Below are 13,563 nucleotides of genomic sequence, written 5' to 3' on the forward strand. Positions count from 1 at the left end.
GGCCGACGCGGCGACCGAGCGCGCGAGCGAACTCCGGCGGACGACGCTCTCTCAGCTCGATACCGTCCTCACTGAACTCCAGCGAGCCGCTTCGGAGGGCGGGCTTCCCGCCGACGAACGGGCGCGCGAGCTCCTCACGGAGGCCCGCGAACTCCGCGACGACGTGGACAGTCGCCTCCGAGAGGCCACCGAACGGGAATCGGACGCGGAACCGGTGAGTTCCGATCGAACGCCTGCCGACGGCGCGGTTACGATCGACATCGAGGACGGGCCCCTCGGCGACGGCGATGCGATCGCATCCGACGACGAACCCGATACCGCCGTCGACGTCGACGCCGAACTCGAGACGCTGCGAGATCAGTACGGCGAGGACGGCGACGACTCGAGCGAGAACGATGACGACGGATCGGACGTGGATGGCTCCGATGCGGGAGCTGGTGGCACCGAAAACGGAAGCGACGGAAGCGACGAAAACTAAATTCGCTGTACTGGACTCGGAGAGCTCTCGAACCGGCTTAGACCGGCTCGAACCGGTACCCGTCCCATTCTTGGCTCTCGGGCTCTCTGATGCCCGCACCAGGTTCGCGGAGTTCGTCGACGTAGACCGGCTCGACCTCGTCGCCGGTTTCGACGTCGCCGGTGGTGAGTTGGCCGATCGCTCGGACGGACTCCCCGTCGTCGCCGGACTGCGTCCGGCTACTCGAGGCGTCATCTGACGCCTCGCTCACATCGAACTCGACGATCGCGAGATGGTTTGGCTCGCGGACGCCCGGCGGCGTCGCGGTGCTGGTCGTCCACGTCACGACTTCCGCTGTGTACTCGCTGAGGTCGATCGTCTCGACCGGCTCTGTTCCGCCCGGGCCGCGCGGGTGGCCGGGGTAGCTGATCGAACCGTCCTCGTATCGCGTCGCGTCCATCGTCATTGTGCTGCCTCCATGATAGTCGTGATCACGCAGTTGCCGAAGCCGCCGACGTTACAGCACAGCCCGACGTCCGCATCGACCTGCCGCGGGCCGGCCTCGCCGACGAGTTGTTCGTAAATTTCGACGCCCTGTGCGACGCCGCTGGCACCCAGCGGATGCCCCTTCGACTTGAGTCCGCCCGACGTGTTCACCGGCAACTCGCCGGTGTCTCGCTCGGTGTAGCCCTCCTCGACGAGTTTCCAGGCCTCGCCCTGCTCGGCGAAGCCCAGCCCCTCCATCTGGAGGAACTCGAGGATGGTGAACATATCGTGGAGTTCGGCCACGTCGATGTCGTCGGGGCCGCGGCCGCTCATCTCGTAGGCACCCTTGCCGCTCTCGACGACGCCGCCCATCACGGTCGGATCCTCGCGCTCGTGGACGACGTGGGTGTCCGTCGCCCCGTCGATCCCCGAGATGACGACGTAGTCGTCGGCGTACTCTTCGGCGACGGACTCCGGACAGAGCATGAGCGCCGCCGAGCCGTCCGTGATCGGACAGAAGTCGTACAGCCGGAGCGGATCGGCCACGATCGGCGACTCGAGGATCGTCTCAAGGTCGACCTCCTTCTGGAACTGGGCGTGGGGATTGTCGACGCCGTTCCTGTGATTCTTGACGGCGACCTTCCCGAGGCTCTCGCGGGGCGCGTCGAATCGCTCGAGGTAGTGCCGCGCCGTCAGCCCGGCGAACGACGGCAGGGTGACGCCGGTCTTGTACTCGACGGGGTGGGTCAGCGACGCGATGACGTCGGTGGCCTCCCCGGTCGTCTTGTGCGTCATCTTCTCGCCGCCGACGAGCAGGGTCATATCGCTGGCCCCGCTGGCGACCGATTGCCAGGCGGCGAAGATTCCCGCGCCGCCGCTCGAACTCGTCTGGTCGACTCGCTGGGTGTACGCCGGCATCGCGTCGAGGTCGTGGGCCAGCGCGTTCGGCACGCCAGTCTGTCCCTCGAACTCGCCGCTTGCCATGTTCGAGACGTACAGGTGTTCGACTTCGTCGGCCTCGACGTTCGCATCCTCGAGACACTCGATGCCGGCCTCCGCGAGGAGGTCCTGGATCCATTCCCCCTCGCGTTGCCCGAACTGGGTCATCGAGGCGCCGATGATTGCAACACGTTCCATATCCTACGGGACTCGAGTCAACGATTTATAAGTGAGGGTCGTGACAGCGGTCGAACTCTCCGTGACGGAAATGGAATCGAACTGTACCGGTGCGTTCGAGGAGCGGACGTCGCGATTTGACTCGAGCGGTTGCGATCGCGATCACTACGACGCCGATTCCGCTGCGGCCGTCCGCAGCTCGCTCGCGCGCGAGCGCGCCTGTGAAATTACCGCAGGTCGGGCCTCGAAGGAGACGACGACGTCCTCGTCGCCGTAGGTGACGTCGTCGACGTTCGCGTTGTCGTGGATCCACGAGACGACGCTCATCGTGTCCTCGGTCATCGGCAACATGAGCCGTTCTTCTACCCAATCCGGTAGTTCGCGGTCGATCCGCTCGAGCAGGTTCTCGACGTTGAGCCCCTCCTTGGCGCTGACGGTCGCCGGGTTCGGCGCGAGCGACGAGAGCGCCTCGCGCTTCTCCGCGAGTTCCTCGTCGGTCACCTGATCGATCTTGTTCAACACGGTCACGATCGGAGCCTCGTTGCGCTCGTAGAGGGTGTCGTGGGAGGTGACGAGCTTCTCGTGGATCTCGTCGATGGGTTCGCTGACGTCGACGACGAGCAAGACCAGATCCGCCCGGTAGACCGAGTCCAGCGTCGACTTGAACGACTCGACCAGCCAGTGGGGCAGATCGCTGATGAAGCCGACGGTGTCGGTCACCAGCACGTCCCGGCGATCGATCGCCGCGCGCCGGGTCGTCGTCCCCAGCGTCGTGAACAGTTTGTCCTCGGACTCGGCCGTCGGGTCAAGATCGGGGTGGAGCTCCTCGTTCTCCTCGACCTCGAGATCGGTCGCGAGCTGGCGCAGCAGGGTCGACTTGCCCGCGTTGGTGTAGCCCGCGAGCGCGACCAGATCGAAGCCGGAGTCGCGACGGCGCTCCCGGCGGTGTTGCTCGGTCTGCTCGATCCGCTCGAGTTCGTCGTTGATCCGGCTGATCTGGGCCTTGATGTCCCGTTCGCGGCTCTCGTCGTACTCGCCCAGCCCCATGAATCCGGGGTGTTCTTCGCGCTTGGCGAGGCTCGTCTTCGCCTCCGCCCGGGGCAGTTCGTACCGAAGCTCCGCCAGTTCGACCTGGAGCTGTGCCTTTCGGGTCTGAGCGCGCTGGCCGAAGATCTCGAGGATCAGCGTGAACCGGTCGACGACCTCGACGCCGTCGGGCAGGAGTTGCCCGAGGTTGTACATCTGGTAGGGGCCGAGACGGTTGTCGAAAATGACGGTCGTGGCGTCGGTCTCCGCGACCAGTTCGGCCAGTTCCTCCGCTTTCCCTTCGCCGATCTGGAGGGCCGCGTCGGCCCGTCGGGACTGCGTGAGTTCGCCGACGACGGAATAGCCCGCCGCCCGTGCCAGATCGCGGATCTCGCTCGTGTCGGCGGTGCCTGAATCGACGCGTTTGACGATGATCGTATTCATGCGGACAGGTGTGTCTCCCCCGGGCGCGTTCGGTCGTGCTCGCTCGAGTCGCGTCGCTCGTCGATCCGACGCCTCGCTGCTCGCACGTGTCGGCCGTGGCGACGGGGCGGGCACTGTCGCGGTGATTCGATAACGCTAACGATGCCGGTCGAACACCTCTGTTGGACGGACGCGGCTCATAGCGAATCGTACGCGGCGAACCGTCTTGAATCCAGTGCCCGACGCGGGCACCCGATTCGATCGTCGCCACCGCGCGGGCAACCCACCGTGAAAACCACCCGACTGAATGCGGGCGAAATACGCTCGACCACAACAATCATAGGAACCGACTCGAATGGGAGCGGATAATGATCGATCTCGATCCAACGACACTCGGCCTCGAGTTCGGGGGTGGCGCGCTTATCGGCGGCGTCATCGGGTTCGCCACGAAAAAGATCGCGAAGCTGTTCGCGGTCATCGTCGGCGTCCAGCTGATGGCCTTTCGCTACCTCGAGTCGCAGGGAATCGTCGTCGTGGATTGGAATCGGCTTTCGGCCGGCATCCTCAAGACGCAAGAACGCACCCAGGGCGCGGACATTCACTGGTTTCAGTCGGTCCTTTCGACGCTGTCGATCGGTGCGGGCTTTACCGGCGGCTTCCTGATCGGCTTTCAGCGCGGATAGTCGGTGTTCCGACCGCTGTAAATCCGCTTGAATCCCTGTCCAATCTTCCGATTATCGCGTCTTCAGATCGTCTTTGTCCTTGACGATCTCCGTCTCCGCGTTGCCGCTGGTGTGTTCGTTGACGGTGTCGTAGAACTCGTTTTGCAGTCCCGCCGGGAACGTCAGCACGCCGATCCACGAGCCGTCGTTCTGCCACTCCTCGCGCTCGAGGTCGCCGAACTGGCGGATCTTCGCCTGCGCGCTGCCGGCGTGATCGGCCGGTACCTGCACGGCGACGGTGACCTCCTCGAACCGGATCGGAATCACCGGCCGGAGCGCGTCCAGGGCGTCGTCGACCTGCTCCTGGACGGGCTCCATCGGATCGACCGTGAAGCCGGCCTCCTCGAGGGCGTTCTCGATCCGTTCGGGCGGATGGGGCGCGTTGTCCATCTGCGGGTTGACCGCGTTGCGCGTGATGGTGTCGACCAGCTGCTTGTGCTTTTGTTCTTGCATCTCGCGGCGCTGATCGGCCGTGATCTGGATCTCGCCCCGCTTGATCACCTCGGGGATGATCTCGAGGGGTTCGGTCGTCTCGAAAACCTTCTCGAGATCGTTTTCGGCGGGCCGATCGCCGCGGGAGGCGTCCTCGAAGACGTCCTCGGCGGCGATCACGTCCTCGAGTTCGCCGTCGAACTCGTCGCGTTTGATCTCCAGCGCTGCGTCCGGATCGACTAGCACTTCGAAGCGCGCCCCGTGTGACTCGAGTCGCGCCGTCACGGCCTCGTCAAGCGAAATCATGAGTGAGGGTTCCGCCGCCAATTAAAAGAGTGTTTCCCGAACTGTACCGATGATCTCGATCGAACCGCGCCGTGACGTCTCGAGTTCGATCCGTTTCAGCGCGGCTGACCCGTCGGTAATCGTCGATTCGGAGCGAGACACTCGTACTCAGCGCAGTGAGTCGGAAAAACGGAGTCGAAAACCGAAATCGGCGTCTCGATTACTCTGCAGGTTCGTCGTCGGGCTCGTCCTCGTCGTCCTCGCCTGTATCGAGGAGGTCGTTCTCCTCTAGGTGGTCCGCGATCCGGTCCCGGTCGAACTGTTCGAAGGACTCGGTTTCGACGTCGATGGTCGCCAGTCCCACTTCGTTGGGGAGCAGGGAACCGTCGTTGACCGACGCGAGCGCGTCGAGGGCGAGCTGGATCCCGCCGTCGAGGTCGGCCTCGTCGTCGTAGTTCTCCTCGAGGTAGGTCTGAAGTTCGCCGCGGTCGGAGCCGACGGCCAGGGCCTTCCACTCGTAGGGCGTCCCCGACGGATCAGTCTCGAACAAGCGCGGTTCGCCGTTCTGGATGCCGCCGACGATCAGCGCGACGCCGAACGGCCGGGCACCGCCGACCTGCGTGTACTGCTGGATGTGGTCGGTGACTTCCTTGGTCAGCGTCTCGACGCCGATGGGCTCGCCGTAGCGCAGCTGGTTGACCTGCGTCTGGCGGCGGGCGAAGTCGATCAGCTGGCGGGCGTCGGCGACGTGGCCCGCGCTGGCGATGCCGACGTGATCGTCGGCCTTGTGGATCTTCTCGACGCTCGAGTCCTCGAGCAGCGGGGAGGGGACTCGTTTGTCGACGGCGAGTACGACGCCGTCGTTCGTCCGGACGCCGATACTGGCTGTGCCTCGCTTGACCGCCTCCCGAGCGTACTCGACCTGGTAGAGTCGGCCGTCGGGCGAGAAGATCGTGATGCCGCGGTCGTACGCCTGCTGTTGTTGTTGTCCCTGCATAGTATCACACTAAACCGTAATCGAGGTCTGTCGCGCCCACGAACGCCTCATCGAGTCGCACGTCCCCAACGCCGTCCCGTAGGACGGCGACTCGCTCCTCGTTCCCGAACACGACGTTTCTCTCTTCGAATTCTTGCCCGTCGCGTCCTAAATAGTTTTCTTCAGCGGCTCGGATCGTGCCACTGATACCGCTGACTCGAATCCCGACGGGAGCGCCGTCGATCTCGTCGATACAGGCGAGTGCCGCCCGGGCGGGTTCGGTCTCTCCGCGGCGGACTTTGACGATCGCTTCCCCCGTTCCGTCGGCGAATTCGAACCTGACGACGGTCAGATCGGCGTCGGCGCTACCCGGATCGCCCAGCAGGTTCTGGCCCGCATACCACAGTTCACGCTGGAACGGTCGACGGCCGATCCGCTCGTCCGGCCACGTCTCGAGCTCGACGGCGAGATACCGCCAGCGCGGGCGAAGGTGTTTCGGAAGGTGTTTCATGTTACTCCTCGGCCGTCGCATCGACCGCGGTCGGACTCCGCTCGGCGACCAGGACGCCGACCTGCTCGTGGACGCGCTCGACCGCCGTCAGCGAGAAGCCCGCGTCCGTGAAGGCGTCCGCGAGCAGTCCCACGGTCGCCGGATCGTCGACTTCGGGCGAGTAGAAGGGGTCGTCCGGATCCGGCTCGCCGAAGAACATCACGTCCCCGAGGACGAATTTGCGGGGCTCGAGGTCGGCGATGACCGCGACCGCCTCGCGCTTTTCGTCGTCCGAGAGGTGGTGCAGGGCGAAGTTCGAGGTGACCAGATCGACTGGCCCGTCGTAGTTCGGTTCCCGGAAGGTTCCACGATCGAACTCGAGGTTCGTGAGGTCCGCCTCGGCGGCCTTCTCCTCGGCTTCGGCCATCATCTCCTCGCTGATGTCGCGGCCGACGACGCGCTTCGCGTCGGGGGCGAGCGCGAGCGCGATCGCGCCCGTTCCGGTGCCGAGATCGAGGACGATATCGTCGCTCTCGGAGGCGGCGTGTTCGACGACGAGGTTCGCGCAGGCGTGGTACTCGTCGGATTTCGACTCGTCGTACTCGCCGGCCTTCTCGTCGAACCGGGCGGCGTGTTCCTCAAGGTTCCTCTTCATACCTGCCCCGTTCGACCCCCGGCTCAATGAACGACTCGGAGTCGATGTGGCGATTCCGCTCGGCCAGCCGCCCCCACTCCGCGAGCCCGTCCTCGATGAATTCTCGCGCGAACCCGATCTCCTCGCCGAGCGCGTGCAGTTCGCGGGGGGCCCGCATCTCGAGATGGGAGGTCGGGTCGGCGCTGACGACGTAGGGCGCGTCGTAGTGATCGACGATCTCCCGGAGCTTCCGCAAGGACTGAATGATCCGGACCCGGCGGCCGCCGCTCTCCCGGAGTACGCCGGAGAGGTCGAACTCGAGGCGAACGCCGTTTTCGACGGCGGCCTTCACGAGCACGTGGTTGACGTCCCCGTTGCCGGCCATCGGATGCGCGAGCACGTCGACCTTCGACTGTTCGACGGCGAATCGGTTCAGCGCGTTCGTGCCGCCGTGGATCCCGACGATGGTTTCGGTGGTCCGATGATTCCCAACCGCGCCGCTGGCCTGTTGTCGATCGTCGGCGCGGATTTCGACTCCCTCGACCACGTCGATGCCGTACTCCTCGCGGATCCGCTCGGGGTCGTACGCCGCTCGAGCGTCCGAATGATTTCGCACGACAACGCCCTCGAAGCCGTAGTCGGCCGCCGTTTTCGCGAACCTGGCGACCGTGCTCTTCCCGTCAGGGTGGGCGTAGACGGCTTCGTACATACTCGAATCCTCTCGCGGCGGTGACTTGGGGTTTGCGCCATGGAACTCGCGATCGAATCAATAGGAAATGCGGTGGCCGGGAACGCGGTTCGAACGGTAGTGAGAATCGCGTGACCCGGGGGAGGGCAGGCCGTTTCCCGTTACGACCGCGAGCGAGTGGAACGAGCGAGCGGGCCGACGACTGATGTGAACGAACGACCGACGGGAGTGAGTGAACGGAAGGAGGAGTGCTTTTGATCAACCTTTTACCGAGGGACGTTGCGCTGTGCGGCGAAGCCGCCAGCGCAACAGACTGCAGAGTAAAAGGTTGTTAGTTGAGAATGCTCTGCGCCACAGTAGCCAACTGGCCGTTGTCGGCCTCGCTGAGTCGCTCGTCGCCGATCTTGAGGCGAAGGCGCGGCCGGCCGACGTCGATCGGGACCTTCTCGGTGTCGATCAGGCCCATATCCTCGAGCTTGGTCTTCGTCCGGGAGAACGTCGCCTTGGAGGCGATCCCGACGTCCTCGCCCCACTTGCTGATGTCGTAGAGCAGCGCCTCGTTCTTGGCCGCGACGAGCAGCGAGATGGTGACCTCGTCGAGGCCGTCGCCGTCGCCGCGAGCGGTCTCGAGCGAGTCGAGGATCGACGCGAAGTCTGCCTCGGCTTCCGGACTGATCTCGTCGGAGAGGGTTTCGCGGACGTCCGTGATCGGGGGCGTCCGGAGGTTGAAGGCGGACGCGTCCTCCCAGCGGGCCGCGTAGGTGTCGTAGGTTTCGGTGACGAAGCTCTCGTCGTCGGTGATGAGCCCGCCGACGCGGTCGCCGGCGTGGACGACGGCGACGACGCGGTCGTCGGTGACCAGCAGCGAGTTTTCGGGGGCCTGCTCGAGCGTCCGCAGCGAGAGCGAGCCGTCGCTGATGAGGTCGGCCGCGTTCGAGGCGACGATGAAGTCGTCCATGATCTCTTTGAGCGTTCGTTCGTCGGCGAGCATGTGTACCGACGGCAGGTCGTCGTCGAACGCCGTCGCGACGGAAACGAACTCTTCGATCGCTTCACGCGACGGGTTGACCATATACACGTCGCCGGTCGCCTCCTCGAGAACTGACTCGAGGATATCGTCAATCTGGTGGTTGAGTAAATTCGAGGTCATGCCTATACAGAAGTAATAGAGACCATAGCACTTAATTTTGTTGGCCGTTCGCACAGCAGAACTTCTCGTCTCCCCCATGAACCGGTAATTTTTGTCCCATAACCCGTTAGTTCGCCGATGGGATACCTGTGACACTTACGGGAAGGAAGGCTCGGTCAGCGGTTGACGGGACGGCGAGATGATATGACGGGCGGGGACGAACGCATTCGTGTATTAACAATAATTATATACCGAGGACGTGTTATTACGATATCGTATGGGTGTTCGAGACAGCCGACCGCGGTCGATCGCACGCGAGGTAGCCGACTGGGTACGAACCGGACTGCAAACCGACGGATCGTCGCAGAACGTCACGATGCGGGCGAAACGCGTCAGTACGTACGGCGGGCCGTAGGATCGCTCACTGATCGAATCGGGGCCACAGCTCTTTCGACCAGTAGATGTCCCCGTCGTATATCACGGACGCTTCGGTCTCTTTGAGCATCGTTACGAGCTCCGATGCGGTCAGCCTGAACGTCGATTCGTTCCCGCAGAGATAGGCGTACTCGTTGGTCTCGGTGTGCGGGTAGTAGTACGACCCCGTCGCTCGCGTCGAGTAACAGTCGACGCCCAGCAGATACTCCGCGTCGCCCTCGTCCGCGAGTTCCTCGAGCGTCACGGTCGTCGGTGGCTCGTGTTCGCCCTGCGTGAGCGAGTGCGTGCCGTCGCCGACGACGGCGTAGTCCTTGCCCATCATGATGCGCCGGCGTGCGAGGCCCATCGCCCGTTCGATGCTGAAGCCGTGGACCAGCAGCTTGGCGAACGTCGAGCCGACCTTGACGGCGTGGTCGTTCAGGACCTTGGTGACCGTGACCGCGCCGGCGACGCTGCCCTTCTCGATTAGCGCCCGCCCCTCGTAGAAGGAGCCACAGGCGTTGAGGAAAAATGTCTGCGCGCGACAGCGATCGAGGCTCGAGGCCGCGAGCGTCCCGTCCGGACAGCACAGCCCGCCGGTTTCGCAGTGGCCGATGTAGTGGACGAAGTCGTGGTCGTCCTCGAGGAGGCGGGCGAGCGCGGCCGTCTCGAGGGATTCCTCGACGGCGATGTCCATCGTCAGCTCCTCGGAGCGCTGTCGATAGATCTCGGCGACGTGGTCGTGCTCGCCGGCCATCTCCGGATCGTTGAGGACGACGCAGATCGAGGTGGAATCGCTCTCCCGCTCGAGGAACTCGAAGCGGTTGTGGTAGGCCTCTGGCGCGGATTTGAAGACGTCGATCGGAACGCCGTCGGCGAGCCAGCCGTGGGTTCGACCGCTCCGGAGGTCGGGTTTGACGATGTCCACCGACGCGACCCGCCCAGTGCTGGCTCTGGTCGCATCGGATCCGTAGCGGCGATTCGTCCACTTGCGGTCCGGATCGTCGCCCCGATAGAAATCCTCGAGCGAGCGTTCGACCAACTCTCGCCCCTCGAGTTCGGAGGTCCGAGGGGTGTAGATCATGCTCAGTCGATCGAGCAGGAACGGGATCGTTTCGACGCTCTGGTACTCGGGCGCGACGTACGTCGAGAGGTGCCACTCCGGGAGCCGATGCTTGATCGCCGCGTACGGCACGTCGAGGTAGGTCGCCAGCCGATCTTGTGGCGACGCCTCGTACAGCGCCTCGGCGTCGATCTCGAGGGCCTCGAGCAGGCTGAGCTCCGAGAGGGTCGTCGCGTAGGGGCCGGCGTTGCGGACGAGACAGTCGAGAAAGAACGTCTTCCGGAGCAGCCGCTCGACGTCGCGCTCGAGGCCGGGCATCGACGAGAGCTCCGCCTCGATTGCGTGATCGACGAGTCGGAGGCGCGGCCGGTCGGAGCCCCGACCGGTTCGACCGCTGAGCGCGTCGTCGGTCGTGCGGACCGTCGCCTGCAGGTAGTACGCCAGCGGTGCGGTGACGAACAGCGACTCGTAGTCGGGCGGGACGACCAGTTCGATGCCGTGATCGGGCGTGTCAGATCGGATGCAGTCGGAAATCTCGAGGGTGTCGCCGCGTTCGATCAGGGACGGGTGGCCCCGAAGCGTCGGGTACGAACGGTCTGGATTGTCCGTCTTCTGTGAGGCGGCCATGTGCGTAATCGCGTCGGCGACGGCCGACGGGGAGTCGGGGACGGTGATCGTTCCCGCGGGGAACTCGTGCCGACAGCGGAGGCCGAGAATGACGCGGGTTCGGCTCGGAAAGGAGACGACGATCTCCTCGTAGTCGTCGGTCTTCTCGATCCGCACCGCGCCGGAAAAGCGCAGGTACGCTTTGATCTCCGTATCGATGTCGACGACGTATTCGGCGGGCGACAACGCGAGCGGCTCGCCGGCCGGATCCAGCTCGTACTGTTCGTCGAGACCGAGCGAGAACGCGTACACCACCGCGTGCGGAAACCGGAGTTCGTCAGTCGTCACGACGACCGTCTCGTCGACCGGGCGCGGGATATCGACATCGGAGGTATCGACGGTGAGGTCGGATCCGTCGACCGTCAGTTCCGCGTTGTCGGCGTCGGTGGCGTGGAGGGTGTCGCCGTTTACCGCCCACTCGATCATTCGGTTGGCTGAATGTCACTCCGGCAAGTTAGTTGTATCGGGGTGCGGTCGAATACCAAACTACCGCCACTATCCGTTCGGATCCGTCGTGTCGCGGACCGCCGGTAGTGGCTCGATTTGCCGGGGAAGGGTACACTTATACAGCCGCCAGACCGCACATCGAACATGGACCACGACCAGGTTCGGGACGTCGATCCCGCCGTCGCCGACGCGCTCGAGGGCGAGGTAGACCGTCAGCGAGAGACGTTACAGATGATCGCCAGCGAGAACCACGCCAGCGAGGCGGTCATCGACGCCCAGGGAAGCGCCCTGACGAACAAGTACGCCGAGGGCTATCCCGGCGAGCGCTACTACGGCGGCTGCGAGTTCGCCGACGAGGTCGAGGAGCTGGCCATCGACCGCGCGACGGAGCTGTTCGGTGCGGAACACGTCAACGTTCAGCCCCACTCGGGCACTCAGGCCAACCAGGCCGTCTACTTCGCAATGTGCGAGCCCGGCGACAAAATCCTCTCGCTGGATCTCAACCACGGCGGCCACCTCAGCCACGGCCATCCGGCGAACTTCACGGGCCAGCTCTACGAGGTCGAGCAGTACGAGGTCGACCCCGAAACGGGCTACATCGACTACGACGACCTCGCCGACCACGCCGCCGAGTTCGATCCCGACATCATCGTCTCGGGCTACTCCGCGTACCCCCGCGAGATCGAGTGGGAGCGCATTCAGGACGCCGCCGACGACGTCGACGCGCTCCACCTCGCGGACATCGCGCACATCACGGGCCTCGTCGCCGCCGGCGTTCACCCCTCGCCGGTCGGCATCGCCGACTTCGTCACCGGCTCGACCCACAAGACCATCCGCTCGGGTCGCGGCGGCATCGTCATGTGCGACGAGAAGTACGCCGACGATATCGACGCCGCCGTCTTCCCCGGCGGGCAGGGCGGTCCCCTCATGCACAACGTCGCCGGCAAGGCCGTCGGCTTCAAGGAAGCTCTCCAACCCGAGTTCGAGGACTACGCCGAACAGACGGTCGCGAACGCGAAAGCGCTCGGCGAGAGTCTCTCCGAGAACGGCCTCTCGCTGGTCTCGGAGGGCACCGACAACCACCTCGTGCTCGTCGACCTGCGCGACAGCCACCCCGAGACGACCGGCGGCGACGCCGAAGAAGCGCTCGAGAAGGCCGGTATCGTCCTCAACGGGAACACGGTACCCGGCGAGACGCGCTCACCGTTCAACCCGAGCGGGATCCGCGCCGGCACCCCGGCGCTGACCACGCGCGGCTTCGACGAGGACGACTGCCGCAAAGTGGGCGACCTGATCGCCCGCGTCGTCGACGCCCCCGAGGACGAGGCCGGTATCGAGGACGTTCGCGCGGACGTCGCGACGCTGTGCGACGAGAACCCGCTGTACGAGTAAGAGGGCAGGCGGTCGGCTCGAGGCGTTCCGGCGGATCCGATCACCGACTCGTTCGTCTTTCTGCCTCGCGGTCGGCGGCAGTTCGGAACGGTCGGTCGCGTCAGACCGCGAGTATCACGGGGTGGTTCCTAGCCGACTAATACGACCGCAAGTAAGCCGACACCGATCACCGCAGCCAGCGTAATCGCCACGGCGAGACCGAAACCGACGAGCGGCGAGAGGGAGGACACCGAATCGCGTGTCGTCGATCTCGAAGCCATGGTCGTTTCGTAGAGCGCGGACGGGAAGAACGTACGCTTCAACTCAGTGTTCGATTCGCTCTCCGAGTGCTTGCACCGTCGCCTGTCATTCGCCGGCACTCGTCTTTTCCGCCGGCTCGCCGTACCGCCGCCAATGTCCACGCGTCCGACCGGGACCATCCTGGACGACGACCGGTTGCTCGAACTCCGGGAAACCGACGAGACGGCGGCCTCGGAGCTGGCGGTCGAGGTGACGCCGGTTGCCGAGTTCATGGGAGCCTCGAGCGGCGACCACATTGACTGGGATGTCGACCGGCGAGCGGACCAGCCGATGCTCGTCTTCAGCGGAATCGTCGACGAGGCTACCGCCGACACGCCGTATCCGCGACAACTCCGCGAGGAGGTCGGCGATCTCGTCGCGCCCGTCCCCGACCCGCTGGTGCGCGCCGAGCCGCCCGCAGGGCTGGGGCTGGACCTC

General features: G+C 64.9%; 15 protein-coding genes and 1 pseudogene. 5 read left to right on the forward strand and 11 right to left on the reverse strand.

From position 1 onward, the window contains the following. Positions 1 to 478, forward strand: a 478-nt coding sequence (locus PGX04_RS03245) for a DUF7547 family protein (RefSeq protein WP_425498427.1), incomplete at its 5' end; no start/stop codon positions are given. Positions 479 to 515: 37 nt separating this feature from the next. Here PGX04_RS03245 and PGX04_RS03250 read toward each other — a convergent pair. The 3 genes from PGX04_RS03250 to hflX all read right to left on the reverse strand — a co-directional run bounded on the left by PGX04_RS03250 (position 516) and on the right by hflX (position 3,529). Further along, the gene (locus tag PGX04_RS03250; RefSeq protein WP_273737197.1) at positions 516 to 923 is read right to left on the reverse strand and encodes a nucleic acid-binding protein; all 408 of its coding nucleotides are present in this window, start codon (positions 921 to 923) and stop codon (positions 516 to 518) included. Beyond that, positions 920 to 2,080 carry a thiolase family protein gene (locus PGX04_RS03255; RefSeq protein ID WP_273737198.1) on the reverse strand — a complete coding sequence of 387 codons (1,161 nt, stop codon included), beginning with the start codon at positions 2,078 to 2,080 and terminating at the stop codon, positions 920 to 922. Before PGX04_RS03255 ends, PGX04_RS03250 begins: the two co-directional genes overlap by 4 nt. 144 nt (positions 2,081 to 2,224) lie before the next feature. After that, positions 2,225 to 3,529, reverse strand: coding sequence for a GTPase HflX (hflX, locus tag PGX04_RS03260; protein ID WP_273737199.1), 1,305 nt, complete (start codon positions 3,527 to 3,529; stop codon positions 2,225 to 2,227). A 347-nt stretch (positions 3,530 to 3,876) separates the two neighbouring features. Between hflX and PGX04_RS03265 the strand changes: the two genes are divergently transcribed. After that, a complete protein-coding gene (locus tag PGX04_RS03265; protein WP_273737200.1) occupies positions 3,877 to 4,191 on the forward strand; it encodes an FUN14 domain-containing protein in 315 nt (104 codons plus the stop codon). A gap of 51 nt (positions 4,192 to 4,242) precedes the next feature. Here PGX04_RS03265 and PGX04_RS03270 read toward each other — a convergent pair whose 3' ends face one another. From PGX04_RS03270 to tbsP, 6 genes are all read right to left on the reverse strand, one after another. Then, positions 4,243 to 4,968 (reverse strand): ribosome assembly factor SBDS, encoded by a 726-nt coding sequence (locus tag PGX04_RS03270; RefSeq protein ID WP_273737201.1) that lies wholly within the window; start codon positions 4,966 to 4,968, stop codon positions 4,243 to 4,245. A gap of 199 nt (positions 4,969 to 5,167) precedes the next feature. After that, positions 5,168 to 5,944 (reverse strand): archaeal proteasome endopeptidase complex subunit alpha, encoded by a 777-nt coding sequence (gene psmA, locus PGX04_RS03275; protein WP_273737202.1) that lies wholly within the window; start codon positions 5,942 to 5,944, stop codon positions 5,168 to 5,170. Positions 5,945 to 5,948: 4 nt separating this feature from the next. After that, positions 5,949 to 6,434 carry an Rpp14/Pop5 family protein gene (locus PGX04_RS03280; RefSeq protein ID WP_273737203.1) on the reverse strand — a complete coding sequence of 162 codons (486 nt, stop codon included), beginning with the start codon at positions 6,432 to 6,434 and terminating at the stop codon, positions 5,949 to 5,951. A 1-nt stretch (position 6,435) separates the two neighbouring features. Then, entirely contained in the window at positions 6,436 to 7,068 is a 633-nt protein-coding gene (locus PGX04_RS03285) for a class I SAM-dependent methyltransferase (RefSeq protein ID WP_273737204.1), read from the reverse strand. Continuing rightward, entirely contained in the window at positions 7,052 to 7,756 is a 705-nt protein-coding gene (locus PGX04_RS03290) for an RNase P subunit p30 family protein (protein ID WP_273737205.1), read from the reverse strand. The genes PGX04_RS03285 and PGX04_RS03290 overlap by 17 nt, the downstream gene beginning before the upstream one ends. A gap of 310 nt (positions 7,757 to 8,066) precedes the next feature. Continuing rightward, the gene (tbsP, locus tag PGX04_RS03295; RefSeq protein WP_273737206.1) at positions 8,067 to 8,885 is read right to left on the reverse strand and encodes a transcriptional regulator TbsP; all 819 of its coding nucleotides are present in this window, start codon (positions 8,883 to 8,885) and stop codon (positions 8,067 to 8,069) included. Positions 8,886 to 9,141: 256 nt separating this feature from the next. On the opposite strand from tbsP, the gene PGX04_RS03300 reads away from it, so the two are divergent. Next, the gene (locus tag PGX04_RS03300; RefSeq protein WP_273737207.1) at positions 9,142 to 9,279 is read left to right on the forward strand and encodes a hypothetical protein; all 138 of its coding nucleotides are present in this window, start codon (positions 9,142 to 9,144) and stop codon (positions 9,277 to 9,279) included. 6 nt (positions 9,280 to 9,285) lie between these two features. Here PGX04_RS03300 and PGX04_RS03305 read toward each other — a convergent pair whose 3' ends face one another. After that, positions 9,286 to 11,433, reverse strand: coding sequence for a hypothetical protein (locus PGX04_RS03305; protein WP_273737208.1), 2,148 nt, complete (start codon positions 11,431 to 11,433; stop codon positions 9,286 to 9,288). Positions 11,434 to 11,598: 165 nt separating this feature from the next. Here PGX04_RS03305 and glyA point away from each other — a divergent pair, with 165 nt between their 5' ends. Then, complete coding sequence (gene glyA / locus PGX04_RS03310; RefSeq protein ID WP_273737209.1) at positions 11,599 to 12,846, forward strand: serine hydroxymethyltransferase; 1,248 nt, start codon at positions 11,599 to 11,601, stop codon at positions 12,844 to 12,846. 128 nt (positions 12,847 to 12,974) lie between these two features. On the opposite strand, the gene PGX04_RS03315 is transcribed toward glyA, so the two are convergent. After that, positions 12,975 to 13,106 (reverse strand): hypothetical protein, encoded by a 132-nt coding sequence (locus PGX04_RS03315; protein ID WP_273737210.1) that lies wholly within the window; start codon positions 13,104 to 13,106, stop codon positions 12,975 to 12,977. A 133-nt stretch (positions 13,107 to 13,239) separates the two neighbouring features. On the opposite strand from PGX04_RS03315, the pseudogene PGX04_RS03320 reads away from it, so the two are divergent. Further along, positions 13,240 to 13,563 (forward strand): annotated as a pseudogene (locus tag PGX04_RS03320) (hypothetical protein); the annotation flags it as partial.

Source organism: Natrinema soli (assembly GCF_028618695.1).